Here is a 25,762-nt window from a genome sequence, read left to right as displayed (position 1 = left end):
GTGATCGCGCTATCGTGCCGATCATGTCGAGTCCTGAGGCATCCAGGGTCGGGTCTGCGGTCTAGCCGTCAGCCCCGGTAAACCCCTCGTCCTCGGAGCTCCTCCGTGCCTCTTTCGCTGTACCTGCTCGCCCTGGCCCTGTTCGCCATGGGCACCTCTGAGTTCATGCTCTCCGGGCTGTTGCCCGCCGTCGCCGCCGACTTCCACGTGTCCGTGGGCACCGCCGGTACGCTCACCTCGGCCTTCGCGGCAGGGATGGTCGTCGGCGCACCGCTGATGGCCGCGCTGGCCCGCAACTGGCCACCGAGGTTCAGCCTGTTCGCGTTCCTCGCTGTCTTCCTCGCCGCACACCTGATCGGGGCCGTCACCGAGAGCTTCGCCGTGTTGCTCGTGACCAGGGTGGTGGCCGCGCTCGCGAACGCCGGTTTCCTCGCCGTGGCGCTGACGACCGCCACGGCATCAGTGCCGCCACGGCAACGTGGACGGGCGCTCGCCGTGCTGCTGTCCGGCACGACGGTGGCCATGATCGCCGGTGTGCCGGGAGGATCGCTGCTCGGCACCGCGCTCGGCTGGCGTGCCACGTTCCTGGCCGTCGCGGTGCTCTGTGTGCCGGCCGCAGCCGGTGTCCTCAAAGGGATTCCGTCCCGGCAGCAGCACACAGCCGTCGCGTTGCGACCCGAGTTGGCGGAGCTGCGAAAACCGCGGCTGGTGCTGGTGATCGCGCTCGCGGTCCTGGTGAACGCGGTGACCTTCGGCCACTTCACGTTCCTGGCCCCGGTCGTCACCGACGTCGCCGGGCTGGGTGACTGGTGGGTGTCCGTCGTGCTGGTGCTCTTCGGCGTCGGCTCGTTCGCGGGGGTCACCACAGGTGGACGCCTGTCCGGCTCTGCGGCACGTCCGGTCGTCGCGATCGGCGGAGTGCTGGTGCTCTCGGGATGGTTCAGCCTCGACGTGCTCGGCCGTGAGCCGATCGTGTTGCTGCCGTTGGTGTTCGCGCTCGGTGTGGTGTCGTTCGCGGTGGGCAGCACGTTGATCGCGAGGGTGCTGCACCACGCCGCAGGTGCGCCGACGATGGCCGGCTCCTACGCGACCACCGCGCTCAACATCGGCGCCGTGGCCGGCCCGCTCCTCTTCGTGGCGCAATGAAAAACGGGTCCTCGCACCCCGGGCAGGAGGTGCGAGGACCCGTAGTCCGTCGAGGGGCGCTTAGAAAACGCTCTCGTCGATGTCCATCAGCGCGTTGTCCGTGGACTCGGCGATCTTGCGGCGAGCGGTGAGCTCCGGCAGCACGCTCTTCGCGAAGAACGACGCCACCGCGACCTTGCCCTCGTAGAACGCCTTGTCCTTGGCGGACGGCGTGCCACCGAGCTTCTCCAGCGCGACCTCGGCCTGGCGCAGCAGCAGCCAGCCGACGAGGACGTCACCGGCGGTCATCAGCAGGCGGACCGAGTTCTGGCCGACCTTGTAGAGGTTGCGGACGTCCTCCTGCGAGGTGGTCAGGAAGCCGACCAGCGCGCCGAGCATGCCCTGCAGGTCTTCGAGACCCTGCTTGAGCAGCGCCCGCTCCTCCTTCAGACGGCCGTTGCCGCCCTCGTTGTCGAGGAACTTCTGGATCTCGCCGTTGATGAACGTGAGCGCCTCGCCCTTGTCGCGGATGATCTTCCGGAAGAAGAAGTCCAGCGACTGGATGGCCGTGGTGCCCTCGTACAGCGAGTCGATCTTCGCGTCGCGGATGTACTGCTCGATCGGGTACTCCTGCAGGAAGCCCGAGCCGCCCAGCGTCTGCAGCGACTGCGCCAGCTGCTCGTACGCGCGCTCCGAGCCGACGCCCTTGACGATCGGCAGCAGCAGGTCGTTGACCTTGGCCGCCAGCTTCGCGTCGTCGCCGCCGAACATCACCTTGTCCTGCTGCGTCGCGGTGTACAGGTACACGGCGCGCAGACCCTCGGCGTACGCCTTCTGCAGCATCAGGCTGCGGCGGACGTCCGGGTGGTTGGTGATGGTGACGCGCGGCGCGGTCTTGTCCGTCATCCGCGTCAGGTCGGCGCTCTGCACGCGCTCCTTGGCGTAGGACAGCGCGTTCAGGTAGCCGGTCGACAGCGTCGCGATGGCCTTGGTGCCGACCATCATGCGGGCGTACTCGATGACGTCGAACATCTGCGCGATGCCGTCGTGCACCTCGCCGAGCAGCCAGCCCTTGGCAGGCACGCCGTGCTGGCCGAACGTCAGCTCGCACGTCGTGGACGCCTTGAGGCCCATCTTGTGCTCGACGTTGGTGACGAAGGCGCCGTTGCGCTCGCCCAGCTCACCGGACTCCGGGTCGAAGTGGAACTTCGGCACCAGGAACAGCGACAGGCCCTTGGTGCCGGGCTTCGCCTCGATGCCTTCGCCCTCGGGACGCGCGAGGACCATGTGCATGATGTTCTCGGTCAGATCCTGGTCGGCGGACGTGATGAAGCGCTTCACGCCCTCGATGTGCCAGCTGCCGTCGTCCTGCCTGAAGGCCTTGGTGCGGCCGGCGCCGACGTCGGAACCGGCGTCCGGCTCGGTCAGCACCATCGTGGCGCCCCAGCCGCGGTCGATCATCAGCTGAGCCCACTGCTTGTCGCGCTCAGTGCCGTTGTTGTAGACGACCGTCGCGAAGCTCGGACCCGCCAGGTACATGTAGACGGCCGGGTTCGCACCGAGCAGCAGCTCGGACGCGGCCCACGTGACCGACGGCGGGGTGCCGAAGCCGCCCAGCTCGTTCGGCAGGAACAGGCGGTACCACTCGCCGTCCCACACCGCCTGGTACGACTTCTTCAGCGACTCCGGCAGGGTGGCCGAGTGCGTCGCCGGGTCGAACACCGGCGGGTTGCGGTCGGCGTCGACGAAGGAGTCCCCGAGGACACCCTCGGCGAGGTTCTTCACCTCGGCCAGCACGCTGCGCGCAGTGTCCTCGTCGGACTGCTCGAACGGCCCCTTGCCGAGGTGGTCCTGCACGTTGAAGACCTCGAACAGGTTGAACTCGAGATCCCGGACGTTGCTCTTGTAGTGGCCCATCTCGTCAGCTCACTCCTCAGGGTCGCGGCGGGGTCGCCTACTGACCGGTAACAACAGAGTATTACTCGACAGTAACCCCGGCAAGGCCGACCACCCACTGGTGGCGAAGTAGACAGTCCTCCGAGTGGCCTGAATCAGGCATGAGGGCCGGTCAGACGCCCGCTGGGCGTTCGGAGACCATCTCGGGAAGTGGAGCGCCGGTCACTCGAGCATGGCTGGGCGGCCGATCAGCAGTCCTGACCGGTAGGCGAGGGACACCGCGTGCGTCCGATCGCGTGCGCTGAGCTTGCGCAGGATGCCCTTGACGTGGGTTCGCACGGTCTCGACGGACACGATCAGCTCGTTCGCGACCTGCTGGTTCTCCAGGCCGTCCGCGATGAGCGTGAGCACCTCGTACTCGCGCTTGGACAGCGTCGGCCGGTCCTTCGGCCGCAGGTCGGGGTGCACGTAGCCGCGCGAGCGGATCGTCTCGGCGATCACCCGCAGCATCTGTTCGGGCTGGGCGCTGCGCGGCACGACGCCACGGACTCCTGCCTCCAACGCGGTCGTCACGTAGTTCGCGTGCGAGTGCGCGTCGCGGACGAGTCCGATGACGAGCAGGGCTGGATCGCGTTCGACCAGCAGCCGGGCCAGATGGCCCACCGGGTCGAGCACGGAGTCGATGAGCAGCACGTCGGGACGCAGCCGTCCGTGCAGGCGAACGGCGGCGTGCAGGTCACCGGTCGAACCGAGCCAGCGCAGGCCGGGAGTTCGTCTGACCAGTGCGGACAGACCTTCGCGGTAGAGCGGTACGGGATCGATCAGTGCGACGCCGGGAGTGGGCCGGCCGGGCGGGAGCATCAGCACCTCCGTTCGTGCTTCTGGAGGAGAGACGTCGTTCACTCGGACGCGTGACGCGGAATCATAAGTTCACGTGGGTGAACAAGGATCACGAATGTGATTCAAGACGGCCGAAGGTCTTCCGCCCCACCGCAACAGTCTCGTAAGACCTACGTCACATATCCCGTGCGGATGTGCCAGGTTCCGCCGCCATGAGGCCTGGTGCTCTCGCGGGCACACGTGTGTGCACGCAAGGAGGTCACATGGGCACCCTCGATTGGATCGTGGTTGTCGGCTATTTCTTCGTGATGGTCGGGATCGGACTCTGGTCGCGCGGGCGAGTTCACAACATCGCCGACTTCTTCACGGCAGGCGGCAAGATGCCGTGGTGGTTGTCCGGCATCTCGCACCACATGTCGGGCTACAGCGCGGTCATGTTCGTGGCGTTCGCCTCCGAGGCGTACCGGCTCGGACTCACCGTCTACGTGTGGTGGTCACTGACGATCGGCATCGGCGTCGGCATCGGTGCGTTCCTGTTCGCGCCGCGGTGGAACCGCCTGCGCGCGAAGCACGACGTCAAGTCGCCGCTCGAGTACCTGGCGAAGCGCTACAACGTGCCCACCCAGCAGGTCATGGCCTACGCGGGTGCGTTGCTCAAGGTCGTCGACATCGCCGCCAAGTGGGCGGCCGTCTCGATCCTGCTCCGCGGCTTCGCGGGTGTCCCGATCACCTGGGGCATCGTCATCATCGGCGTGGTCACGATGATCTACTCCGTGCTCGGCGGCCTCTGGGCCGACGCGCTCACCGACTTCGGCCAGTTCATCATCCAGGCTGCCGCCGGCTTCGCGATGCTGTTCGCGGTCGCCACCACCCTCGGCTGGGACTTCCCCGTGACGATCTGGGACAAGCTCCCGGAGAGCCACAGCGACCCGCTGGCGGGCCCGTACACGTCGACGTTCCTGATGGCGCTCTTCCTGATCAAGACGCTCGAGTACAACGGCGGCATGTGGAACCTGGCGCAGCGCTACATGGCCGCGCCGTCCGGCTTCGCGGCCAAGCGGTCCGCGCTGCTCTCGTCCGCGCTGTGGCTCGTGTGGCCGCTCGTGCTGTTCCTCCCGATGTGGGCAGCGCCGCTGATCGTGCCGGGCCTCGAAGGAGCGCAGGCGGAGAACGCGTACATCGAGATGGGCAAGCAGATGCTGCCCGCGGGCATGATCGGCCTGGTCCTGGCGGGCTTCTTCTCGCACACCATGGCCATGGTGTCGTCGGACGCGAACGTCATCGCCGCGGTCATCAACCGCGACATGCTGCCGCACCTCTGGAAGAAGGTGAAGACGTTCTCCGCGGACAACCAGCTGAAGCTGGCCCGCATCACGACCTTCTCCTTCATCGGCATAAGCATGATCATCGCTATCGCGTCCGGAGGCCAGGGCTTCGTGCTCAAGGTGGTCGTCGACCTGGTCGCCGCCACGATGGGCCCGATCGCGATCCCGCTGATGCTCGGCCTGCTGCCGTGGTTCCGCAAGGTCGGCTCGACGGCGGCGATCGCCTCGGTCGTCGGCGGCCTGGGCATGTGGGCGTTCCTGTACATCGAGCAGCTGAACAAGGCCGCCTGGGTCACCAAGGGCGTACTCGTGTCGTGGCCGCTGCTGCTCTCGCTGGTGCTCTACCTGTCGATCGGCTTCCTGAAGAAGGAGCCCTCCACCGAGCGCGACGTCCTGCTCGACTCGCTCAACTCCGACGAGCCCGAACCGGAGCGGGTGAAGGCCTAGGCCGGTCGTTCCTCATGGTCCTCGCGGCGGCGCACCCGAACAGGGTCGCCGCCGCGAGCCAGACGTAGGGCATACAAGACGCGTGTGTGGCGCATCGGTTGCCGTGGCGTGCGTCATCGTCACGAGACTCTTCCTGCCCACGCATGCACAGTGGATGCATGGGTAAGTGGTCTCCTGCAGACGACGCGGAACTCGCCACGGGCTGGCGGCTTTGGCTGGAGCTGAGCGACCGCGTGTGGCCGGACCCGTCGTGGGACGGCACGCCGGCCGACGCCATCCGTCAGGTGCGATCGCTGCTGGCCGTGTGCGAGGAGATCCGCCTCTCCTATCTGACGGAGACTCCGCGGCCTTCCGTGGCGCTGGTTCAGCTCCTGCAGTCGATGTCGTTCGTCGCTTCGTTCGCGGTCGACCTGTGGCACGACGACACACACCCGTTGGACGTCGAGCGAGCCGAACTGCTGCACGGGGACCTTGCGTCGTTCGCTGACCACGTGGCCGGTGTGCGCGCGGCACTCGCACGCGGTGGCGGCTGGGTGGAGCTCGACCGCCGGCCGTGGGGCCTACCGGTCGACTAACGCTCCCGGACGATTGTTCCGGAAATGCCGAAAGCCTTTCCGCGCGGAGGGATTTCGGCATTTCCGCGGTGTCGACCCGATCTAGACGATCAGGTCGCTTTCGATGCGTCTGAGTTGGTGCCGGGCCAGCGCGAGGTTCGCGTTGTCCCGTTCCAGCACCAGGTACAGGAAGAGCGAACCCCTGTTCTTCACGCCGCCCATCAACCGGATCAGGTGGTACTGCCGGTGCAGCGTGATCAGGATGTCCTCGATGCTGTCGCTGAGGCCGAGCGACTGCATCACCCGGAGTTTCGAACGAATGACCTCGGTGTTCCCGGCCGCCGCGATCTCCAGGTTCAGCCAGTCACCTCCGCCGCTGGTGCCGAGCGACATCCCGCTGTCGTAGTCGACCAGCGCGACACCGACAGCGCCGGAGATGGACATGGCTTCCTTCAACGCGGTATCGATGTTCATCAAACTCCACTTCCCTGTGTCTGGTGACCGAGGCGGTCGCGTGCGGAAATGTCTCCAGAAAGAAGACATCATTGACGAGAGCCGTGAACCAAGCGTGGACATGGGCTACGACCATTTTTCGCACTGGTGCGTCTACGAGGAGAGGATCACGCCGACCCGCTCGATCACGGGCCGGGTCTCGTGCAGCAGACGGCCGAGGTTCAGGCCCTTGTCCCCGAGGACGACCACCAGCGACAACCTGCCGATGGCGTACACGGCCAGGTAGCCCTCGCTGCCGAACACGACGGTATGACTGAGCGTGCCCAGACCGATCACCTCCGCCGCCTCACGTGCGATTCCGAGATCGGCGGCGGCCAGCGCGGAGATATGGGCGGGGTCGATGTCCTTCGTCACGTCGGCGACGATGGGAATGCCGTCGGACGCGGCGATGACCGTGTCGGTCACTCCGGAGACGTTTTCTCGAAGCTTTCGCAGTTCGGCGCTCAGAGCGTCGTAGTCCAATTCACTCCCTTCAGAATCGGAAATGTAGAACCGCTCAGGACAAACACCACACCTCCGAAGACCTCAGGGAGATTTCGAAATCCGCCCACAGTGCGCAACGTGCCGGCGACTCCGGTACTCGAATCGAAAGAGCGGCCGCCAGGGCTACTTCTTACCTTCCGACAGTGCCAACCCAAGTCAAGCGTCACCTGATCGAGTGAAGCATTCCAATTGAGACGGCCAGCGTTTCATTGCCGATAAATGAACCTGCTGGAAAGGGGTGCCGGCTACGACGTCAGGGTTAGGGGCTGAGCCCGCCCGGTTGGGGTCTGGGGGCTCGGCCCCAGAAACACCGAAGCCGGTGCGGCCTGCGCATTACGCAGGCACACACCGGGGCCGGTTTCGAGCGGGTGACGGGAATCGAACCCGCCTCTACAGCTTGGGAAGCTGTCGTTCTACCAATGAACTACACCCGCGTGAGCAAGCTCGTGGCCGATCATACACAGCGCGGGAACCTCTGGTGCGCCCGCTTCGGTTAACCTGTCCGGGTGCTGCTGAGTGACCAGGATCTGCGCAAAGAGGTCGAGTCAGGCCGTCTCGTCCTCGACCCCTTCGACGCCGAGATGCTCCAGCCGTCGAGCTTCGACGTGCGGCTGGACCGGTTCTTCCGGGTCTTCAACAACACCAAGTACACCCACATCGACCCCTCGCAGCAGCAGGACGAGCTGACGAGCCTGGTCGAGACGCCGGAGGGCGAGCGGTTCGTGCTGCACCCCGGAGAGTTCGTGCTCGGGTCGACCTACGAGATGGTGACGCTGCCGGACGACCTGGCCGGGCGGCTCGAAGGCAAGTCCAGCCTCGGCAGGCTCGGTCTGCTCACGCACTCCACCGCGGGCTTCATCGACCCCGGCTTCTCCGGCCACATCACGCTGGAGCTGTCGAACGTCGCGAACCTGCCCATCACGCTGCACCCCGGCATGAAGATCGGGCAGCTGTGCCTGTTCAAGCTGTCGAGCCCGGCGGAGTACCCGTACGGCTCGACGCAGGCCGGCAGCCGGTACCAGGGCCAGCGCGGGCCGACGCCGAGCCGCGCCTACCTGAACTTCCACCAGACCGACACGCGGCGCTAACTCAGGTCGCCGTACCGCTCCAGCACCCGCCGGCGCAGTTCGGGATCGGTGCGCGGGACGGGCTCGAGGAAGATCTCGTCCAGGTCCGGGAACTGCGTGCGCAACTCCGCGGAGATGCGCACGCACGCGCCTTCCAGCTGATGTGCCGTCAGCGCGTCGTCGAAGTCGAGCCGCGCGCACAGCAACACGCGGTCGGTGCCGATCGACATCGTCAGGACGTCCACGACGGCGTCCACCTCGGACGCCTCGGACAGCCGGCGCCAGATCGACCTCACCATCACCGGGTCTGCCTGCTGTCCGATCAGCAGGCCGCGGTTCGTGCGCGCCAGGACGTAAGCGACCAGCGCGAGCAGCAGGCCGATCGCCAGCGACGCGAGGCCGTCCCACAGCGACGAGCCGGTCAGCTGGTGCAGGCCGAGGCCCGCGAACGCCAGTACCAGGCCGATCAAAGCGGCCGAGTCCTCCAGGAACACGGTCTTCACGGTCGGGTCGTCGGAGACGCGCAGGAAGTCCCAGAACCCGCGGCCGTGCGCGGCGGACTCGGAACGAACCTGCCGGAACGCCTGCGTCCACGAGACGGACTCCAGGACGAACGCCAGGCCCAGCACGACGTAGCCGACCAACGGCCGGCTCTGCTCTTCCGGCTCGCCGAAGACCGTGCGGAAGCCCTCGTAGAACGCGAACATCGCGCCCGAGGCGAAGATCGAGACCGCCGCGAGCAACGACCAGAAGTAGCGGTCCTTGCCGTAGCCGAACGGGTGGCGGCGGTCGGCCGGCCGGCCCGAACGGCGGAGAGCGGTCAGCAGGAGTGCCTCGGTGAACGTGTCGGCCACCGAGTGCGCGGCTTCCGAGAGGATTGCGGCCGATCCGGTCAAAACGCCCGCGATGGCCTTCATGACCGCGATGGCCAGGTTGACCAGCAGTGCGAGGACGACGGTCAGCGTGCTTTCGCCCGAGCCCTGCGGCTTCTCGCTCATGTCGATCAGCCTAGGTGGCAGGGCGCAGGGCACCCGTCCACTACTGCATTCGAGTGACATTCGGCGGCGGGGGCAACATCGAGGGCGGCTGAGGTGTCTTACAGGCGGGATCCGCACCGGGGGGACGCTGATCACCAGGGGGTAAGACGGAACGGCCCGCGTCCGGGAGAGACGCGGGCCGTTCTGCATGTGGGCGCAACTGGCATTGCGGGGTGGGCAACCGTTTCCTCGCCGCGCCGCACGGGCTGAACCGCGCGGACCACGAGGTCCTCGCCCGGCTCTTCTGGATCGGGCCACCGCACCGGCTCACGCGCAAGCAACTCGCGAACGGCACGTTGATCCCGGCCGCGAGATCGTGCTGCTCGCGACGGGCGTTCCCGCCCTCGCTCGGGACGAGAAGATCGACATCGTCGGCCGCGTCTACCTCGACCGCAACGGGAACAACGCCTACGACGTCGGCGACGGCGTCCAGACCTGGGGCACCGGCGTTCGGGTCACCGACCAGGTCGGCGGACGCACCTTCACCGTGGTCCTAGGAGCGGACGGCCGATATCGGGCCGGCAAGATTCCCAAGTCGACGTACCTGGTCGAGAACCTCGGCGTCACGAACTACACCAGCACCACATCACCGCGGCGGCGAACATCACCGTCAAGGGGTCGCTCTCGCCGGTCAAGGACACCTACCTGGTCGGCGAGGAGATCACCGCGAAGGTGCAGCTGATCAACACCGGCAACGCGCCGGCCATGCCGACGATCGGGCTGGGCCGGTTCCACGCGAAGCTGATCCGGTACAGCGACAGCCTCGCAGCTCACACCGGCACCCAGTTCGAGCTCAAGCGCAAGATCGTTCCCGGCGAGACGGCCGAGATCGAGCTGACGTTCACACCCACCGGCACCATCTTCACCGGCCTGCAGCTGGTCGTGTTCGACCCGATGCGCGGGCTGAAGGACGTCGACCCCAGCGACAACATCCTGCAGATCGCCGCGAAGGTCGTCGAGAAGGGTGCGGAGACCACCGCCCCGACCACCACCGCGCCGGCCACGACCACCACCACTCCGGCTGTGGCCCAGGCGGGCAACTTCGCCGGTCTCGCGTCGACCGGCGCGTCACCGCTGGGCTTCCTGGGTCCCGGCGCCCTGTTGCTCGCGGCGGGCACGAGCGCGTTCTTCCTCGCGCGCCGTCGCCGCTCCTGACCACATAGGACCCGTCACGGTTAGTCTGCCGCATGGGCATCTTGGTGCAAGTGCTGCTGACCGCCGTGGCGGTGTGGGTGTCGACCGCCCTTCCCGGCATCGACCTGGGCGAGGGTTCCACCGGGTCGAGGATCCTCACGCTGATCGGCGTCGCGGTGATCTTCGGCCTGGTGAACGCGATCGTGAAGCCGCTGGTGAAGTTCTTCGGCTGCCTGTTCTACCTGCTGACGCTCGGTCTCATCGGGCTCGTGGTGAACGCGCTGCTGTTCATGCTCACCGGGTGGCTGGCAGAGCAGTTCGACCTGCCGTTCCGCGTCGACGGCTTCTGGCCCGCGTTCTGGGGCGCGATCATCGTCGCCCTGGCGGGCTGGGTACTGAACGTGGTCTACGACAAGGTCACCGACAAAGACTGACATCACAACGAAAATGGCCCTCGGTCCACAACGGACCGAGGGCCATTCCCTTGCCTTGGCTAGGCCTTCGCCTTGTCCTGGTCCGGCAACGGCGTGCCGGTCGGGACCTCGTCGGTCGGCGTGTCCTGCTTCTCGGTACCGCGCTTCACGGACTCGAGCAGCATCTGAGCCACGTCCACGACCTCGACGTGTGCCCCTGCCAGGCCGTCGGCCTGACGCGCGGTCACGCCGTCGGTCAGCATCACGCGGCAGAACGGGCAGCCCGTCGCGATCTTCGACGGCGCGGTCGAGAGGGCCTCGTCCACGCGGTCGACGTTGATGCGCTTGCCGATCCGCTCCTCCATCCACATGCGGGCGCCACCGGCACCGCAGCACATGGACCGTTCCTCGTGCCGCGGCATCTCGCGCAGCTTCGCGCCCGACGCCCCGATCAGCTCACGCGGTGCCTCGTAGATCTTGTTGTGGCGGCCCAGGTAGCACGGGTCGTGGTAGGTGACGTCCTCGGTGACCGGTGCGACCGGCACCAGGCGGCGTTCGCGCACCAGCTTGTTCAGCAGCTGCGTGTGGTGCACGACCTCGTACGTGCCACCGACCTGCGGGTACTCGTTCGCCAGCGTGTTGAAGCAGTGCGCGCACGTCACGACGATCTTGCGCTGGCCGGCGGGCCGGTCCTCGAACACGGAGTTCAGCACTTCCACGTTCTGCTGCGCGAGCATCTGGAAGAGGAACTCGTTGCCGGCGCGGCGGGCCGGGTCACCGGTGCAGGTCTCCTCCGGGCCGAGCACCGTGTACTTGACGTCCGCGGTGTGCAGGAGCTCGGCGACGGCGCGGGTGGTCTTCTTCGCGCGGTCCTCGAACGCGCCGGCGCAGCCGACCCAGAACAGGTACTCCGCGTCGCCGAGGTCGCCGTCGAACACCGGCACCTCGAACTCGAGGCCCTCGGTCCACGCCAGGCGGTCCTTGGAGTTCTGGCCCCACGGGTTGCCCTTGTTCTCCAGGTTCTTGAACATGCCGCCGAGCTCGGACGGGAAGTTCGACTCGATCAGCACCTGGTAGCGGCGCATGTCGACGATGTGGTCGACGTGCTCGATGTCCACGGGGCACTGCTCGACGCACGCGCCGCAGGTCGTGCAGGACCACAGCACCTCGGGGTCGATGACACCCAGCTCGTCCGGGCCGCCGACCAGCGGGCGGTCGGCCTCGGCCATCGCCAGCACGTCGATGGACTCGAGGCGCTTCTTGTAGTCCTCGTACTTGTCCTCGGTCAGGCCGACCTCGTCGCCGGCCATGTCGCGCGAGCCGCCCGCCAGCAGGTACGGCGCCTTGGCGTAGGCGTGGTCGCGCAGCTGCGTGATGAGCAGCTTGGGGGACAACGGCTTGGCGGTGTTCCAGGCGGGACACTGCGACTGGCAGCGGCCGCACTCGGTGCAGGTGGAGAAGTCGAGCCAGCCCTTCCAGCTGAAGTCCTCGACCTTGCCGACGCCGAACACGTCCTTGTCCGGGTCGGCCTCCTCCAGGTCCAGGACCTTGCCGCCGGACATCATCGGCTTCAGCGCGCCCAGAGCGACGCCACCGTCGTCCTCGCGCTTGAAGTAGATGTTGAAGAACGCCGAGAACCGGTGCCAGGCGACGCCCATCGTGAGGTTCCGGCCGACCACGATCAGCCAGATCATGCCGCTCAGCAGCTTGACCAGCGCCATCACCGACACCCAGATGGGCGCGGCGGGCAGGATCTGCGCGAGCGGCTGCGTCACGAACGACGTCCACAGCGGGGCGACCTCCAGGCCGCTCGACTGCTTGAACGCCTTGACCATCAGGATGCCGACGCCCTCGATGATCACGACGGCCTCGACGAAGTACGCGGACTTGAAGTCGGAGCCCTGGAACCGGGACACCCTGTCGGCGCGGCGCGGGTGGTTGCGCTGGCGGATCACCGCCAGGGCCACACCACCGACGACCGTGCCGAGGCCCAGCAGTTCGATCAGCAGCAGCCAGACCGACCACGTGCCGATGATCGGCCAGTGGAAGTGCGGGTCGAACACCTCGCCGTACGCCTCGAACAGCACCGCGGAGCCGATGAGGAAGCCCCACATCACCATCCAGTGCCACGGGGCGACCGAACGGAACTTCGCCATTCTGGTGTGCGCGACGAACTCGACGATCATCGTCTTCATGCGCGGCACGAACGGGCCCATGCGGGTGCCGTCCGGCTGGCCGAGCCGGATGATCCTGATCTGCTTCAGCACGGCGGCGACGAACACGCCCCAGGCGACGACGCTCACCGCCACGGCGACGAGTCCGAGAACCAGCTGGAGGGTCATGGCGGGATTCTAGGCCACGTTACTCATGAGTAACCACTTGGACGTGGCCGGTGTCTCCTCACGTACCGGTCAAGAATCCGGAAATTGATCAAAAACTTGTGGAACACTTGTTCAGGTAGTTGTCCTGAGCAGCCGGAGGCCGCCGTGTTGTACCTGTATCTCGCCGCGGCGATCGTGGCGGAGATCGCCGCCACCGTCTCGTTGAAGCTGTCCGAGGGCTTCACCAGACTCTGGCCGTCCGTGGTCGTCGTCCTCGGTTACGCCATCGCCTTCACCGTGCTTTCGCGCGCGTTGAAGTTGGGTATGCCCGTGGGCGTCGCCTACGCCGTATGGTCCGCTGTCGGCGTTGCATCAGTCGCGATCATCGGCTGGAAGTTCCTCGGCGAAACCCTCAACCCCACGATGGTCATCGGACTGGTTCTGATCATCGGAGGCGTGGTGACGCTCGAACTCGGGAGGACGCACTGACCGCGACAGTGGAGTTGCAGAAGGTCGACGGCCGCAAGGCGCGTGGTGAGAAGAAGCGGCGTGCCATCGTCGAGGCCACCCTGCGCGTGATCGAACGCGACGGCGTCGCGGGCGTGACGCATCGCAGCGTCGCCCGTGAGGCGGGCGTGCCGACGACGGCACCCACCTACTACTTCGCGACACTCGACGACCTGCTGATCGCCACGCTGCTGTGGTCGGCGGAAGAGCTGTGCGACGACATGCTGAAGATCGTCGCGAGCGGCGGCTGCGCCCGCGAGATCGCGCGGAGCCTGGCGAAGGCGGTCAACGAGAACCGGAGCCGCACGCTCGCCGAGTACGAGCTGTACCTGCTGGCCGGCCGGCGTCCCGAGCTGAGGCCCGCCGCGCGCCGGTGGCTGGACCGGGCCGTGGAGGTGGCGCGGCCGGCGGATCCCGTCGCGTTCCGGGCGTTCCTCGCGGCCATCGACGGGCTGCTGATGCAGGGCCTGATCGCCGACGTTGCTCCGAACGAGGACGAGCTGGAGCCAATTGTGTCCTTCTTGATCCGCGGCTGCGACGATCTCACGGCCGCACCGCGGGAACAATGAGGTCATGAAGTTCGCGCGAGAGGTGTCCGGCATCAGCCACGGGGTGAGCCTGGGGCTGCTCGCCGCGCTCTACGTGCGCGACTCGCTGGCGTTGTCGGTCGACGTCGAGCCGCACGTGCCGGGCCTGGACCCGTCGTTACCGGTGCAGGTGCCGCCGGGCACCGACCGCGCCGCCGTGACCGCCGAATGGCCGGGCTGGTGGGCCGACGCGCTGGACGCGTGCAGGCGCAACGCCGAACCCCAGACCCCCGAGGACGCCGAGGCGTTGCTGACCCGCCCGTCCAGCCGTGCCGTGGTGCTCGCGCTGAAGCCGGGTATCGAGCGACTGCACCAGGTGCAGAGCCCCGCCGCGTTGCCGATGGGCGACGTGCTGCGCGGCATCGAGTCGCGCATCGGCCGGTGGGCGCAGAGCGTCGAGCTGCACATCGCCGAGGTGCCGGTCGACGGCCTGCTGTGGGAACGGATCGCGCCCGCGCACGTGCTGGCGTCGACGAGGTTCCTCAACGACCCGGCGCGCACTGCTCCCGCGTTGCGCGCGGTGCTCGAAGACCTGGTCTGACCTAGGTAGGGAGAACCCCACCCCGCCTTCGGGGGCTTGCAGCCGTGTAGCTGAGCGACAGCACCTCTAGTTTTGTGCTCATGATGAGGACGGCGCTGGTGGCGTTGGTGGCGGGGGCGGTGCTCACAGTGTCGACCGGCTGTGGCATCCGCATCATGAAGTACGAGTTCTCCGACGACCACGTCGTCGCGGAGAAGTTCACCTCGGTGAAGGTCCGCAGCGACCAGGATTCCGGGGACGTGACGATCCGGTACCAGCAGGGCCTGACCGAGGCGAAGATCCACCGCAGGGTCGAGCACTCGAAGGACACCAAGCCGTCGGGCGTCGCACACCGCGTCGAGGGCAACACGCTGGTGCTGGACGGCTGCGGCAGGGACTGCGAGATCAACTACGAGGTCGTGGTGCCGTCCGCGGACACGACGGTGGTCGGCGACATCGGTTCGGGGGACGTGATCATCGAGGGGCTGGCCTCCGTCGAGTTCAAGACTGGCTCCGGCAGGATCACCATCCGCGACATCGCGGGGGACGCCAAGGTGAAGACCGGGTCCGGTCGCTTCGACGGCACCAGGATCGGTGGCGCCGTCACGGCTGACGTGGGATCCGGCCGGATCGTCCTGGACGCGATCAAGGGCAAGGCACTGCTCGACACCGGTTCCGGAGACATCGAGGGCACCTCGATGGACAACGAGGTGATCGCCAAAGCCGACTCCGGGGACATCGCCCTGACGTTGTCGGCGGCGAAGTCGGTGCGGGCCAACACCGGGTCCGGCGGCGTCACCGTCCGGGTGCCAGGGGGTCCGTTCAAGATCACCGGCTCGTCGGGCAGCGGTGAGCGCTCGATCCACGTCCCGACCGATCCGAACGCGTCGATCGAGCTCAACCTCAACGCGGGCTCGGGGGACGTCCAAGTGCTCGCGGCCTGAGTTCGACCAGGGGGATGTGCTGAGGACCACTCCACAAGGGTGGTCCTCAGTGCGTTGTGAGGGAACAAGCGGACTTTGCCGGCCGTTGGGACAGGCAGGAAGCTTGAGTCGGGTAGGCTCAAGGTTGAGCGGATGGCAAACTTGAGTCAGCAACGCTCAACAAGTACTAGCGGAAGGAACTCCAATGGCGCGTGCAGTCGGCATCGACCTCGGGACGACCAACTCGGTCGTCGCAGTCCTCGAAGGCGGTGAGCCGACGGTCATCGCCAACTCGGAGGGCTCCAGGACGACTCCGTCCATCGTCGCGTTCGCCAAGAACGGCGAGGTCCTCGTGGGCCAGCCCGCGAAGAACCAGGCCGTCACCAACGTCGACCGCACCATCCGGTCGGTCAAGCGTCACGTCGGCACCAACTGGCAGACCGACGAGATCGACGGCAAGAAGTACACCTCGCAGGAGATCAGCGCGCGCGTGCTGATGAAGCTCAAGCGCGACGCCGAGGCGTACCTGGGCGAAGAGATCACCGACGCGGTCATCACCGTCCCGGCCTACTTCGAGGACGCGCAGCGCCAGGCCACCAAGGAGGCCGGCCAGATCGCGGGCCTCAACGTGCTCCGGATCGTCAACGAGCCGACGTCGGCCGCTCTGGCCTACGGCCTCGACAAGGGCGAGAAGGAGCAGACCATCCTGGTCTTCGACCTCGGTGGCGGCACGTTCGACGTCTCGCTGCTCGAGCTCGGCGACGGCGTGGTCGAGGTCCGGGCGACCTCCGGTGACAACCACCTCGGTGGCGACGACTGGGACCAGCGCGTCGTCGACTGGCTGGTCGAGCGCTTCAAGCAGGCCAACGGCATCGACCTGACCAAGGACAAGATGGCCCTCCAGCGCATCCGTGAGGCTGCCGAGAAGGCCAAGATCGAGCTGTCGAGCTCCAACAACGCCTCGATCAACCTGCCGTACATCACGGTCGACGGCGACAAGAACCCGCTGTTCCTCGACGAGACGCTGTCCCGTGCCGAGTTCCAGCGGATCACGAACGACCTGCTCGAGCGCACCCGCGCGCCGTTCAACAACGTGATCAAGGACGCGGGCGTCTCCGTCGGCGACATCGACCACGTCGTGCTCGTCGGTGGCTCGACCCGCATGCCCGCCGTCGCGGAGCTCGTCAAGGAGCTGACCGGCGGTCGCGAGCCCAACAAGGGCGTGAACCCGGACGAGGTCGTCGCCGTCGGCGCCGCCCTGCAGGCCGGTGTCCTCAAGGGTGAGGTCAAGGACGTCCTGCTGCTCGACGTCACCCCGCTGTCCCTCGGCATCGAGACCAAGGGCGGCATCATGACCAAGCTGATCGAGCGCAACACCACGATCCCGACGAAGCGCTCCGAGACCTTCACGACGGCCGACGACAGCCAGCCGTCCGTGCAGATCCAGGTCTTCCAGGGCGAGCGCGAGATCGCGGCGCACAACAAGAAGCTCGGCATGTTCGAGCTGACCGGCCTGCCGCCCGCCCCGCGTGGCGTGCCGCAGATCGAGGTCACCTTCGACATCGACGCGAACGGCATCGTCCACGTGTCGGCGAAGGACCTGGGCACCGGCAAGGAGCAGTCGATGACGATCACCGGTGGCTCCGCGCTGCCGAAGGACGACATCGACCGCATGGTGAAGGACGCCGAGGCCCACGCGGAGGAGGACAAGCGCCGCCGCGAGGAGGCCGAGGTCCGCAACCAGGCCGAGACGCTCGTCTACCAGACGGAGAAGGTCGTCAAGGAGAACGACGACAAGCTCCCGGCCGAGATCAAGGACAAGGTCAACGCGGCGATCGCCGAGGCGACCGAGGCGCTCAAGGGCACCGACATCAACGCCATCAAGACGGCGGTCGAGAAGCTCGCGACCGAGTCCCAGGCCATCGGCCAGGCGATCTACGCCAACGCGCCGGGTGCCCCCGGTGCCGAGGCTCCCGGTGCCGACGCGCCGGGTGCCGCTGGTGCGGGCGCCGGTGCCAAGGCCGGCCAGGACGACGTCGTCGACGCCGAGATCGTGGACGAGGACGAGAAGAAGTGACCGAACCGAGGCATGCCGCCCCTGATGAGGAGCAGCCTCAGGTAGTCGTGAACGACCGGCGCCGGATCGACCCCGAAACGGGTGACGTCCGGCCGCCGGCCCACGCTGCCGAGGACAGTGCTCCGGTAGAAGAGCCCCTGGTCGCCGAGGTCGTGGACGAGGTGGCCGCCGAGCTGAAGACCCAGCTCGACGAGCGCACCGCCGACCTGCAGCGGCTCACCGCCGAGTACGCGAACTACCGCAAGCGGGTGGAACGCGACCGGGAAGCGGTGATCAACAACGCGAAGGCGTCCGTCGCCTCCGAACTGCTCTCGGTGCTGGACGACATCGAGCGGGCCGCCGCGCACGGCGACCTGACCGGTGCCTTCAAGGCGGTGGCGGACAAGCTCGTGTCCACGCTGGCCAAGACCGGTCTGGAGCCGTTCGCGCACGACGGCGAGGCGTTCGACCCGTCGGTGCACGAGGCCGTGCAGCACAGCACGTCCCCGGACGTCGAGGGCCCGACCGTCACGGCCGTTCTGCGTCGTGGCTACAAGTTCGGCGACAAGCTCGTCCGGCCCGCGCTCGTCGCGGTGACCGACCACGAGCCCGCCGCAGCCGCACCGTCCGAAGAAGCCTAGGGAGGAGGAGCCGTCCGGTGAGTCAGAGGGACTGGATCGAGAAGGACTTCTACCGCGAGCTGGGCGTCTCCTCCGAGGCGACCGCGGACGAGATCAAGAAGTCGTACCGCAAGCTCGCGCGCGAGCTGCACCCCGACGCGAACCCCGGTGACGCCAAGGCGGAGGCCCGCTTCAAGGCGGTCTCCGAGGCCTACGGCGTGCTGTCGGACCCGGCCAAGCGCAAGCAGTACGACGAGGCCCGCCGCCTGTTCGCGGGCGGCGGCGGGTTCCCGGGTTCCGGCGGCTTCGGCTCCGGCGGGTTCGACGTCAACGACCTGTTCGGCCGTGCCGCGCAGGGCACCGGTGGCGGCGGCCTGGGCGACCTGCTCGGCGGGCTGTTCAACCGGCGCGGCGGCGCGGCGGCGGGTTCGCCCACGCGGCCGCGTCGTGGTGAGGACGTCGAGACCGACGTCCGCATCGACTTCACCGAGGCGGTGAAGGGAGCGACGGTGCCGCTGCGCCTGTCGTCCCCCGCCGCCTGCACGACGTGCAACGGTTCCGGCGCCAAGCCCGGCACCACCCCGCACACCTGCGCGACGTGCTCTGGTTCCGGCCTCGTCACGCGGTCGCAGGGCGCGTTCGCGTTCAGCGAGCCGTGCCGCGACTGCCGTGGCACCGGCCGGATCATCGACGACCCGTGTCTCGAGTGCGGTGGCGACGGCGTCAGTACCCGCACCCGCACGCTGACGGTCCGGATCCCGTCGGGAGTCTCCGACGGCCAGCGGATTCGCCTTGCCGGGCAAGGCGAACCAGGCCGCAACGGCGGCCCGAACGGCGATCTGTTCGTGCGCGTACACGTCAACCCGCACGGCATCTTCGGCCGTCAGGGCAACGACCTGACGCTGACGGCGCCGATGACGTTCGCCGAGCTCGCGCTCGGAACCACGTTGACCGTGCCCACGCTGGACGGCAAGGTCTCCCTGAAGGTGCCTGCCGGTACCGCCTCCGGGCGGGTGCTGCGGGCGCGGGGCAAGGGGATCACGAAGCGGGACGGGACCGCGGGCGATCTCCTGATCACCCTGGAGGTCGCGGTGCCGAACAACCTGTCGTCCGAGGCCCGCAAGGCACTCGAGGCGTACGCGGACGTGACCCAGGACCATGACCCGCGCGGCGATCTGAACGCACTCCTTGAAGGGCGGTGAGTTCGGTGGGTTTTCCGTTCCCGCCGGGAACCGATGAGGACACGCCGTTCTTCGTGATCTCGGTGGCAGCCCAGCTGTCGGGCCTGCACGCCCAGACCCTGCGGTCCTACGACCGGATGGGCCTGGTCTCGCCGGGCCGCACGTCCGGTGGCGGCCGCCGCTACTCGATGCGCGACATCGTGCTGCTGCGCGAAGTCCAGCGCCTCTCGCAGGACGAGGGCGTGAACCTCGCCGGCATCAAGCGGATCATCGACCTGGAGAACCAGGTCGACGCGCTGCGGTCGCGGGTCGCCGAACTCCAGCAGGAGCTCGCGCAGGCCATGGCGGCAGCCGACTCCACGGCCGCCGCCGTGCACGCGTCCTATCGGCGCGACCTCGTGCCGATCCGGCAGGAGACCGCCCTCGTCGTCTGGAAACCGAGGCCCCGCAAATGATCGAGCGTGTTTACGAGGTCTTCGAGGCGCCGCGCCCGCGCGTGGTCGACTACTGCGACCACTGCGTCAAGCCGGAGGACGTGGCGCCGTTCACGAACGTTGCGCTGCGCGACCTGACGGCTGACCAGGTCGAGACGTACTGGCTGCGTTCCGGGACGATCGGCGACGAGAACTTCGCGCGCTACCTGCTCCCGCGCGTGCTGGACCTGATCGCGGCCGGCGAGCTCGACGCGGACTTCTACTGGCTGCGCATCGCGAACACGGCGCACGAGAAGGGCGATGCGCGTGAACGGCAGGCGATCGAGGAGTACTACGACGCCACGCCACGCGCTTTCGCCGCCCTCGTCGAGGAGTGCACGGGCGACAACGCTCCCGGCGAACACCTCGCGAAGTGGGTCGCCGGGCGAGAAGCCCGTTGACTCACCGCTGCTCGAAGTAGAACCCGGCCTCCAGGTCCTCCAGGATGCTGGGTTCTTTCGTTTCCCAGCCCAGCAACGCCTTCGTGCGCGCACCGGACGTGGGTGCGTCCCGCGAGACCATGAACGCGAGCGGGCCGAAGTGCTCCTGGGCACGTTCCGCCGGAATGCTCTCGACGGGCACGTTCAGCTTCCGGCCGATGACCTCGGCGATCTCCCTCATCGTCACGGCCTCCTCGGCGACCGCGTGCAGCACCGAGCCCGCGGGGGCCTTCTCCGCGGCCAGCCGGTAGAGCCTCGCCGCGTCCAGCGTGTGCGTGGCGGACCAGCGGTTCGCGCCGTCGCCCGGATAGCCGGAAATGCCTGTGGCGCGGGCGGTCCTGACCAGGATCGGGATGAAACCCGCCGTGTCCAGTGCACTGTGGACGGTCGGGGGCAACACGACGACCGAGCCCCGGACGTCCGCGGCGTCGATGATCAGGTTGCGTGCGGCGCCGCGCGGTCCCTCGCTCGACACCCGCTCCTCCTCGGTGGCGGTGCGGCCCAGACCGGAGTACGCCAGCGTGCCGGCGGTGCCGACCAGCGCCTTGCCGGTGCCGGAGAGCTCGTCCAGGAAGGCACGGACGACGGCGAGATCGGCGTCGGAGGCGCCCTGGTAGTCGCCCGCGTACATCTCGTCGTGCTTGAACGCCAGATGGATCACGGCGTCCGCCTCGGCCGCGCCCTTGCGCAACCCGTCCAGGTCGTCCAGATCGCCGAGCCGGACCGCGGCGCCCTGGGTGTCGAGCTTGGCGGCGGAGGCGTCGGACCGGGCCAGTCCGACGACCTGGTGACCCGCGTTCAGCAGTTCTGGAACCAGCGCCGAGCCGACGTGGCCGCTGGCGCCCGTGACGAAGACCTTCATGGCACTTCCTTCAAGTGATGGGACTTGGTCTCATCACCGTAGCAGAGTGATGGGACTGAGTCGCATCACTTAGGATGTAGGTCATGGGTCGATGGGAGCCGGACGCGCGGGAGCGGTTGGTGCGCGCCGCACTCGACCTGTTCAGCGAGCAGGGGTACGAGAACACCGCGGTCGCGCAGATCGCCGAGCGCGCGGGCCTCACGAAGAGCACGTTCTTCCGGCACTTCCGGGACAAGCGCGAGGTGCTCTTCGGCGGCCAGGACGTGCTGGCCGAGCTGATGACCGGTGCCATCTCCGGTGCGCCCGCGGAGGCGGGGCCGCTGGAGGCGGTCGAGGCGGCGCTGGTGGCGACGGCCGTGACGTTCACCGACGAGCGGCGGGCGCACGGACCGCAGCGGCTCGTGGTGATCGCGGGCAACGACGAACTGCGCGAGCGGGCCGCGTTGAAGATGGTCGGGTTCGCCGTCGCGATGACCGACGCGTTGAAGCAGCGCGGGGTGCCGGAGCTCGAGGCCGCCGTGGCCGCTGAGCTGGGCGTGCTGGCCTTCAACCACGGCTATGAGCGCTGGCTGGAGACCGGCGGGGACTTCGCGGAAGTCGCCCGCCGGACGTTCGGCGACGTGCGTGCGGCCGTCGGTTCTCTAGAGCGAGCCGAGTAGTTCCTCGACCTCGGCGGCGATGCGGTCCAGCGCCTGGTCGTTGTCGTGCGCGGCGATCGCGCGGTCCATCCAGTCCGCGATCAACGGCATGTGCTCGGGCCGGAGGCCGCGCGTCGTGACGCCCGGCGTGCCGAGCCGGATGCCGGACGGGTCGAACGGCTTGCGGGTGTCGAACGGGACGGCGTTGTAGTTCAGCTCGATGCCCGCGCGGTCGAGCGCCTGCGCGGCCGGCTTGCCGCCGATCAGCTTGGACGTCAGGTCGATCAGCACCAGGTGGTTGTCCGTGCCGCCGGACACGAGGTCGAAGCCGCGTTCCAGCAACGCCTCCGCGAGCGCCTGCGCGTTCTTCACGATCATGTGCGCGTAGTCGCGGAACTCCGGCTGCGAGGCCTCCTTGAGCGCCACGGCGATGGCGGCCGTCGTGTGGTTGTGCGGGCCGCCCTGCAGGCCCGGGAAGATCGCACGGTCGATCGCCTTCGCGTGCGCGGCGTCGGTGAGGATCATGGCGCCACGCGGGCCCCTCAGCGTTTTGTGCGTGGTCGTGGTGATCACCGGCGCGTGCCCGACCGGCGACGGGTGCGCGCCGCCGGCGACGAGCCCCGCGATGTGCGCGATGTCGGCGACCAGCAGCGCGTCGACCTCCCTGGCGATGTCCGCGAATGCGGGGAAGTCGATGGTGCGCGGGATCGCCGTGCCACCGCAGAAGATCACCTTCGGGCGTTCGGCGAGTGCGAGCGCGCGGACCTCGTCCATGTCGACACGGCCGGTGTCCTTGCGGACCTCGTACTGGGCGCTGCGGAACCACCTGCCGGTGGCCGAGACGCTCCAGCCGTGCGTGAGGTGGCCGCCCATCGGCAGGGACATGCCCATCACGGTGTCGCCCGGCTGCAGGAACGCCAGGTACACGGCGAGGTTCGCCGGGGAACCCGAGTACGGCTGGACGTTCGCGTGGTCGACGCCGAAGAGCGCCTTCGCGCGGTCCTGCGCCAGCAGCTCGACCTGGTCGATGACCTGCTGGCCCTCGTAGTACCGCTTGCCGGGGTAGCCCTCGGAGTACTTGTTCGTCAGCACCGAGCCCGTTGCCTCGAGCACGGCCGCCGACACGTCGTTCTCGGACGCGATCATGCGCAGCTTGCGGGCCTGGCGGTGTTCCTCGGCCTGGATCAGGGTGGCGATCTCGGGATCGACTTCGCGCAGCACGGCATCACTCCGTGCCGGGCACCCAGGCGTTCGGTGCGCTCGGCCGTCGCTTCCCGGTGGTCACTTCCACCCTCGGCACGCCAGTCGCTTTCGACGTGCCGAGTTTAGTCCAGCGTGAACGGGTCGTACTTGATGCGGTCGAGCGGCGTTCCGGCGACCAGCATGCGGGACACCGTCGATCTGATCATGGCGGGGCTGCCGCAGACCAGGACGTCGCGCTCTTCCCACGCGCCGTAGCGGGTGACCACGTCGGCGAGGCTGCCCTGCTCGACACCCCGGACGCCGGGGTCGGACTCCAGCACCGGCACGACCGTGAGCCACGGGTTCGTGGTCGCGATGCGCTGCAGGTTGTCCAAGTCGTAGAGGTCCTCACGGGTGCGGCCGCCGTAGAACAGGTGCACGCGCGGGTTCTCGCCGTACTGCGCCATCTCGTCGATCATGGCGTGCATCGGCGCGACACCCGTGCCACCGGCCACCATCAGGATGTCCGTCCCGGCCGTGCGGTCGACCGACAGACGTCCCATGGGCGGTCCGATCCGCCACGTGTCACCGGCCTGCGTGTGGCCGACCACCGAGCGGGACACCCAGCCGCCGTCGACGGACCGGATGTGGAACTCGATGACGCCGTCCTCGCGCGGTGCGTTCGCCGGCGAGTAGTACCGCCACAGGCGCTTGCGCTGCGGCGTCTCCACGCTGACGTACTGACCGGCCTTGTAGCTCACCGGGTGGTCCGGCTGCAGGCGCACGACGGCCAGGTCCCACGAGACGCGCTGGTGCTCCAGCACCGTCGCGTGCCAGTAGGCGGGCCCGTTGTCGGCGTCGGCCGCCTCCTGCATCGCCCTGGCCATGAGGGTGTAGGCCTCGGCCCACGCCATCTCGACCTTGGGCGTCCAGGCGGCGCCGGAGAACTTCTTCACCGCGGACAGCAGTGCCGTCCCGACCGCCTCGTAGTGGACGTTGATGACACCGAACTTCCGGTGGTCACGACCCAGCTGACGCAGGAAGGGGATGAGGTCGTCCGGGCGGTCGACCATCTGCACCACGTGCACGAGGGCCCGCAGCAGACGGCTGCGCTGCACCTCCATGTTCGCGGGGAACATCTCGCGTGTGGCAGGCGAGAGCGAGAAGAGCATTCCGTAGAAGAACTTCGCCACTTCTTCGGAATACGGCTCCACCACCGCGAAGCTCTCCCGGATCATCCGCACCATCGCGGTGACACCAGGCGGGGGTTCTCGGTGGGGCGGGGTAGGGATGGGGCTCAGCACAGCGTTCGCAGTCATGGTCCGCGCGCAGTCTCCACGTTCTTCATCGTCGTTCTCAGTGGCGCCGGCAAGTTCTCAGTGGTACCGGCAAGGCGCCGTACGTCGTCAAGCATCCGTCCCCCGACAGGGTGGACAGTAACCCCTGATCGGGCCGTTTGACTCCTTGATGCCACCTTCGAGCGAAGTATGGTCACTCTAGGTGAGTAGTTGTTACCGCAACAGTGTGAATGTGAGGGTCCGTCCGTACCGGGTTGCGCGCTTGCGTGCTTGGGTGGGGCGCGTGTCCCTGCCTGAGCTGACTGAAACCACCTCACCCGACCGTGTCGAGCTCCCCGGCTCACGCGGCGAGCACTTCCTCCAATGTGCCCTGGAGACGTCCGACCGCGCCACACGCTTCTACTCGGACCAAGTGCTGGACCACCTCAACCCCGTCATGGCCGCGTTCGTCGGCCGGATGGAGATGGCCTTCATCTCGACCGCTGATGCGGACGGAGCATGCGACTCCTCGCTGCGGGCCGGTCCTGCCGGGTTTTTGCGGGTGGTCGACTCGCGGACGCTCGTCTACCCCGAGTATCGGGGGAACGGGGTGATGGCTTCGTTGGGGAACATCATGGAGAACCCGCACGTCGGGATGTTGATGGTGGACTTTGCCGAGGATTTGATCGGGCTGCATGTGAATGGAGGGGCGCGGATCGCTGCCCTGGAGGAGTTCGCTGAGTTCGCCGCTGATGAGGATCGGAAGGTTGAGCGGTGGGTGGTGGTGTCTGTTGAGGAGGCCTACATCCACTGTCGCAAGCACATTCCCCGGATGGTTCCTGTGGATCGGATCCGGGAGTGGGGGACGGATGACGTTCGGCGGAAGGGTGGCGACTTTTTCGAGGTCAAGGCTCGGAAGACTGCTTCGGCTTAGGTCTGACGGGGCGCGACTCTTGTGGGTGGTTGGGTTGCGGGCGGCGACCTTGCGGTTGCGTGCTTCCCCTGGGGGCGCTGCCCTGAACTGGTCCCCGGAAGTTGGACTGGCTAAGTGGAGGTTAGGCGGGTTGGTTCTGGGCTCGGTATTGGGCCGGGTTCAGGCCGCCGAGTGTGGTGGAGATGCGGGTGGTGTTGTACCAGTCGATGTAGTTGTCGAGTTCGGTGGTGAGCTCGGTGACGGTGTCGAACTTGGTGTGGTGGAACAGTTCTGCTTTGAGGTGGCCGAAGAAGTTCTCGGCCATGGCGTTGTCCAGGCAGTTGCCTCGGCGGGACATCGACTGGGGCAGACGGGCTTTGTCGAGGATGGCGCGCCAGGTGGGGTGCTGGTAGTGCAGGCCCTGGTCG

General features: G+C 67.7%; 27 protein-coding genes, 1 tRNA gene, 1 pseudogene and 1 riboswitch. Of the genes and pseudogenes, 18 read left to right on the top strand and 11 right to left on the bottom strand.

Annotated features, from left to right (window positions below):
* Window positions 1-105: 105 nt before the first annotated feature.
* Window positions 106-1,131 (top strand): annotated as a pseudogene (locus tag BLR21_RS15350) (Cmx/CmrA family chloramphenicol efflux MFS transporter); the annotation flags it as partial.
* 75 nt (window positions 1,132-1,206) lie between these two features.
* Here the strand turns inward: BLR21_RS15350 and BLR21_RS15345 are convergent.
* Both BLR21_RS15345 and BLR21_RS15340 read right to left on the bottom strand, forming a co-directional pair.
* Window positions 1,207-3,042, bottom strand: coding sequence for an acyl-CoA dehydrogenase (locus BLR21_RS15345; RefSeq protein WP_090006523.1), 1,836 nt, complete (start codon window positions 3,040-3,042; stop codon window positions 1,207-1,209).
* Window positions 3,043-3,243: 201 nt separating this feature from the next.
* The gene (locus tag BLR21_RS15340) at window positions 3,244-3,882 is read right to left on the bottom strand and encodes a LuxR C-terminal-related transcriptional regulator (protein WP_030480067.1); all 639 of its coding nucleotides are present in this window, start codon (window positions 3,880-3,882) and stop codon (window positions 3,244-3,246) included.
* A 242-nt stretch (window positions 3,883-4,124) separates the two neighbouring features.
* On the opposite strand from BLR21_RS15340, the gene BLR21_RS15335 reads away from it, so the two are divergent.
* A complete protein-coding gene (locus BLR21_RS15335; protein WP_090006522.1) occupies window positions 4,125-5,633 on the top strand; it encodes a sodium:solute symporter family protein in 1,509 nt (502 codons plus the stop codon).
* Window positions 5,634-5,791: 158 nt separating this feature from the next.
* Window positions 5,792-6,208 (top strand): hypothetical protein, encoded by a 417-nt coding sequence (locus BLR21_RS15330; protein ID WP_090006521.1) that lies wholly within the window; start codon window positions 5,792-5,794, stop codon window positions 6,206-6,208.
* A gap of 81 nt (window positions 6,209-6,289) precedes the next feature.
* Here BLR21_RS15330 and BLR21_RS15325 read toward each other — a convergent pair whose 3' ends face one another.
* The 3 genes from BLR21_RS15325 to BLR21_RS15315 form a co-directional block, all read right to left on the bottom strand.
* On the bottom strand, window positions 6,290-6,661 hold the full coding sequence (locus BLR21_RS15325) for a hypothetical protein (RefSeq protein ID WP_176929648.1): 372 nt from the start codon (window positions 6,659-6,661) through the stop codon (window positions 6,290-6,292).
* Window positions 6,662-6,793: 132 nt separating this feature from the next.
* Entirely contained in the window at window positions 6,794-7,162 is a 369-nt protein-coding gene (locus tag BLR21_RS15320; protein WP_090006519.1) for a roadblock/LC7 domain-containing protein, read from the bottom strand.
* 384 nt (window positions 7,163-7,546) lie between these two features.
* Window positions 7,547-7,617, bottom strand: a tRNA-Gly gene (locus BLR21_RS15315).
* Window positions 7,618-7,689: 72 nt separating this feature from the next.
* Here BLR21_RS15315 and dcd point away from each other — a divergent pair.
* Window positions 7,690-8,271, top strand: coding sequence for a dCTP deaminase (dcd, locus tag BLR21_RS15310; RefSeq protein WP_090006518.1), 582 nt, complete (start codon window positions 7,690-7,692; stop codon window positions 8,269-8,271).
* Here the strand turns inward: dcd and BLR21_RS15305 are convergent.
* Complete coding sequence (locus BLR21_RS15305) at window positions 8,268-9,248, bottom strand: cation diffusion facilitator family transporter (protein WP_090006517.1); 981 nt, start codon at window positions 9,246-9,248, stop codon at window positions 8,268-8,270. The two genes, dcd and BLR21_RS15305, sit on opposite strands and share 4 nt — an antisense overlap.
* A 355-nt stretch (window positions 9,249-9,603) precedes the next feature.
* On the opposite strand from BLR21_RS15305, the gene BLR21_RS15300 reads away from it, so the two are divergent.
* Genes BLR21_RS15300 through BLR21_RS15290 form a run of 3 tightly spaced genes read left to right on the top strand, consistent with a single transcriptional unit; the run spans window position 9,604 to window position 10,855 of the window.
* Window positions 9,604-9,969, top strand: coding sequence for a hypothetical protein (locus BLR21_RS15300; RefSeq protein ID WP_090006516.1), 366 nt, complete (start codon window positions 9,604-9,606; stop codon window positions 9,967-9,969).
* The gene (locus tag BLR21_RS15295) at window positions 9,960-10,442 is read left to right on the top strand and encodes a hypothetical protein (RefSeq protein WP_090006515.1); all 483 of its coding nucleotides are present in this window, start codon (window positions 9,960-9,962) and stop codon (window positions 10,440-10,442) included. Before BLR21_RS15300 ends, BLR21_RS15295 begins: the two co-directional genes overlap by 10 nt.
* Before the next feature lie 32 nt (window positions 10,443-10,474).
* Window positions 10,475-10,855, top strand: a complete 381-nt coding sequence (locus BLR21_RS15290; protein ID WP_090006514.1) for a phage holin family protein — start codon at window positions 10,475-10,477, stop codon at window positions 10,853-10,855.
* A gap of 59 nt (window positions 10,856-10,914) precedes the next feature.
* Here BLR21_RS15290 and BLR21_RS15285 read toward each other — a convergent pair whose 3' ends face one another.
* Complete coding sequence (locus BLR21_RS15285; protein WP_090006513.1) at window positions 10,915-13,176, bottom strand: (Fe-S)-binding protein; 2,262 nt, start codon at window positions 13,174-13,176, stop codon at window positions 10,915-10,917.
* A 144-nt stretch (window positions 13,177-13,320) separates the two neighbouring features.
* On the opposite strand from BLR21_RS15285, the gene BLR21_RS15280 reads away from it, so the two are divergent.
* The 9 genes from BLR21_RS15280 (at window position 13,321) to BLR21_RS15240 (ending at window position 20,423) form a co-directional block, all read left to right on the top strand.
* Window positions 13,321-13,644, top strand: coding sequence for a DMT family transporter (locus BLR21_RS15280; protein ID WP_090006512.1), 324 nt, complete (start codon window positions 13,321-13,323; stop codon window positions 13,642-13,644).
* Window positions 13,645-13,652: 8 nt separating this feature from the next.
* On the top strand, window positions 13,653-14,231 hold the full coding sequence (locus tag BLR21_RS15275) for a TetR/AcrR family transcriptional regulator (RefSeq protein WP_090006511.1): 579 nt from the start codon (window positions 13,653-13,655) through the stop codon (window positions 14,229-14,231).
* A gap of 4 nt (window positions 14,232-14,235) precedes the next feature.
* On the top strand, window positions 14,236-14,790 hold the full coding sequence (locus BLR21_RS15270; RefSeq protein WP_090006510.1) for a hypothetical protein: 555 nt from the start codon (window positions 14,236-14,238) through the stop codon (window positions 14,788-14,790).
* Between the two features lie 80 nt (window positions 14,791-14,870).
* Window positions 14,871-15,713 carry a DUF4097 family beta strand repeat-containing protein gene (locus tag BLR21_RS15265; RefSeq protein ID WP_143027729.1) on the top strand — a complete coding sequence of 281 codons (843 nt, stop codon included), beginning with the start codon at window positions 14,871-14,873 and terminating at the stop codon, window positions 15,711-15,713.
* A 184-nt stretch (window positions 15,714-15,897) separates the two neighbouring features.
* Window positions 15,898-17,769: a molecular chaperone DnaK gene (gene dnaK, locus BLR21_RS15260; protein WP_030480052.1), complete on the top strand. Its 1,872-nt coding sequence runs from the start codon at window positions 15,898-15,900 to the stop codon at window positions 17,767-17,769.
* Entirely contained in the window at window positions 17,766-18,389 is a 624-nt protein-coding gene (gene grpE / locus BLR21_RS15255; RefSeq protein ID WP_090006508.1) for a nucleotide exchange factor GrpE, read from the top strand. Before dnaK ends, grpE begins: the two co-directional genes overlap by 4 nt.
* A 17-nt stretch (window positions 18,390-18,406) precedes the next feature.
* Window positions 18,407-19,570, top strand: coding sequence for a molecular chaperone DnaJ (gene dnaJ / locus BLR21_RS15250; RefSeq protein ID WP_090006507.1), 1,164 nt, complete (start codon window positions 18,407-18,409; stop codon window positions 19,568-19,570).
* A 5-nt stretch (window positions 19,571-19,575) separates the two neighbouring features.
* Window positions 19,576-20,004, top strand: coding sequence for a heat shock protein transcriptional repressor HspR (locus BLR21_RS15245; protein ID WP_090006809.1), 429 nt, complete (start codon window positions 19,576-19,578; stop codon window positions 20,002-20,004).
* Window positions 20,001-20,423 carry a hypothetical protein gene (locus BLR21_RS15240; protein ID WP_090006506.1) on the top strand — a complete coding sequence of 141 codons (423 nt, stop codon included), beginning with the start codon at window positions 20,001-20,003 and terminating at the stop codon, window positions 20,421-20,423. The genes BLR21_RS15245 and BLR21_RS15240 overlap by 4 nt, the downstream gene beginning before the upstream one ends.
* A 1-nt stretch (window position 20,424) precedes the next feature.
* On the opposite strand, the gene BLR21_RS15235 is transcribed toward BLR21_RS15240, so the two are convergent.
* Window positions 20,425-21,324, bottom strand: coding sequence for an SDR family oxidoreductase (locus tag BLR21_RS15235; RefSeq protein ID WP_090006505.1), 900 nt, complete (start codon window positions 21,322-21,324; stop codon window positions 20,425-20,427).
* Between the two features lie 83 nt (window positions 21,325-21,407).
* On the opposite strand from BLR21_RS15235, the gene BLR21_RS15230 reads away from it, so the two are divergent.
* Window positions 21,408-21,983 (top strand): TetR/AcrR family transcriptional regulator, encoded by a 576-nt coding sequence (locus tag BLR21_RS15230; RefSeq protein WP_090006504.1) that lies wholly within the window; start codon window positions 21,408-21,410, stop codon window positions 21,981-21,983.
* On the opposite strand, the gene BLR21_RS15225 is transcribed toward BLR21_RS15230, so the two are convergent.
* Window positions 21,966-23,183, bottom strand: a complete 1,218-nt coding sequence (locus tag BLR21_RS15225) for a serine hydroxymethyltransferase (protein ID WP_090006503.1) — start codon at window positions 23,181-23,183, stop codon at window positions 21,966-21,968. The genes BLR21_RS15230 and BLR21_RS15225 overlap by 18 nt on opposite strands.
* Before the next feature lie 13 nt (window positions 23,184-23,196).
* A riboswitch (ZMP/ZTP riboswitch) is annotated at window positions 23,197-23,281 on the bottom strand.
* A 6-nt stretch (window positions 23,282-23,287) separates the two neighbouring features.
* Window positions 23,288-24,391 (bottom strand): FAD-binding oxidoreductase, encoded by a 1,104-nt coding sequence (locus BLR21_RS15220; RefSeq protein WP_090006502.1) that lies wholly within the window; start codon window positions 24,389-24,391, stop codon window positions 23,288-23,290.
* A 334-nt stretch (window positions 24,392-24,725) separates the two neighbouring features.
* On the opposite strand from BLR21_RS15220, the gene BLR21_RS15215 reads away from it, so the two are divergent.
* A complete protein-coding gene (locus tag BLR21_RS15215; RefSeq protein ID WP_338061045.1) occupies window positions 24,726-25,355 on the top strand; it encodes a pyridoxamine 5'-phosphate oxidase family protein in 630 nt (209 codons plus the stop codon).
* A 121-nt stretch (window positions 25,356-25,476) separates the two neighbouring features.
* On the opposite strand, the gene BLR21_RS15210 is transcribed toward BLR21_RS15215, so the two are convergent.
* Window positions 25,477-25,762: IS3 family transposase (locus BLR21_RS15210; protein WP_143027728.1), on the bottom strand; the 286-nt coding region annotated here is incomplete at its 5' end.

Source organism: Lentzea albidocapillata subsp. violacea, assembly GCF_900100275.1.
Classification (GTDB): domain Bacteria; phylum Actinomycetota; class Actinomycetes; order Mycobacteriales; family Pseudonocardiaceae; genus Lentzea; species Lentzea violacea.
Note: the sequence above shows the minus strand (reverse complement) of the source record. Positions and strands in the feature narration are given on the sequence as shown.

Bases quoted from the DNA above. Each gene is read 5' to 3' on its own strand.
- BLR21_RS15345 (WP_090006523.1), bottom strand. From the start codon at position 3,042: ATGGGCCACTACAAGAGCAACGTCCGGGATCTCGAGTTCAACCTGTTC.
- BLR21_RS15340 (WP_030480067.1), bottom strand. From the start codon at position 3,882: ATGCTCCCGCCCGGCCGGCCCACTCCCGGCGTCGCACTGATCGATCCC.
- BLR21_RS15335 (WP_090006522.1), top strand. From the start codon at position 4,125: ATGGGCACCCTCGATTGGATCGTGGTTGTCGGCTATTTCTTCGTGATG.
- BLR21_RS15330 (WP_090006521.1), top strand. From the start codon at position 5,792: ATGGGTAAGTGGTCTCCTGCAGACGACGCGGAACTCGCCACGGGCTGG.
- BLR21_RS15325 (WP_176929648.1), bottom strand. From the start codon at position 6,661: ATGAACATCGATACCGCGTTGAAGGAAGCCATGTCCATCTCCGGCGCT.
- BLR21_RS15305 (WP_090006517.1), bottom strand. From the start codon at position 9,248: ATGAGCGAGAAGCCGCAGGGCTCGGGCGAAAGCACGCTGACCGTCGTC.
- BLR21_RS15290 (WP_090006514.1), top strand. From the start codon at position 10,475: ATGGGCATCTTGGTGCAAGTGCTGCTGACCGCCGTGGCGGTGTGGGTG.
- BLR21_RS15285 (WP_090006513.1), bottom strand. From the start codon at position 13,176: ATGACCCTCCAGCTGGTTCTCGGACTCGTCGCCGTGGCGGTGAGCGTC.
- BLR21_RS15270 (WP_090006510.1), top strand. From the start codon at position 14,236: ATGAAGTTCGCGCGAGAGGTGTCCGGCATCAGCCACGGGGTGAGCCTG.
- BLR21_RS15265 (WP_143027729.1), top strand. From the start codon at position 14,871: ATGATGAGGACGGCGCTGGTGGCGTTGGTGGCGGGGGCGGTGCTCACA.
- dnaK (WP_030480052.1), top strand. From the start codon at position 15,898: ATGGCGCGTGCAGTCGGCATCGACCTCGGGACGACCAACTCGGTCGTC.
- BLR21_RS15240 (WP_090006506.1), top strand. From the start codon at position 20,001: ATGATCGAGCGTGTTTACGAGGTCTTCGAGGCGCCGCGCCCGCGCGTG.
- BLR21_RS15235 (WP_090006505.1), bottom strand. From the start codon at position 21,324: ATGAAGGTCTTCGTCACGGGCGCCAGCGGCCACGTCGGCTCGGCGCTG.
- BLR21_RS15230 (WP_090006504.1), top strand. From the start codon at position 21,408: ATGGGTCGATGGGAGCCGGACGCGCGGGAGCGGTTGGTGCGCGCCGCA.
- BLR21_RS15220 (WP_090006502.1), bottom strand. From the start codon at position 24,391: ATGGTGCGGATGATCCGGGAGAGCTTCGCGGTGGTGGAGCCGTATTCC.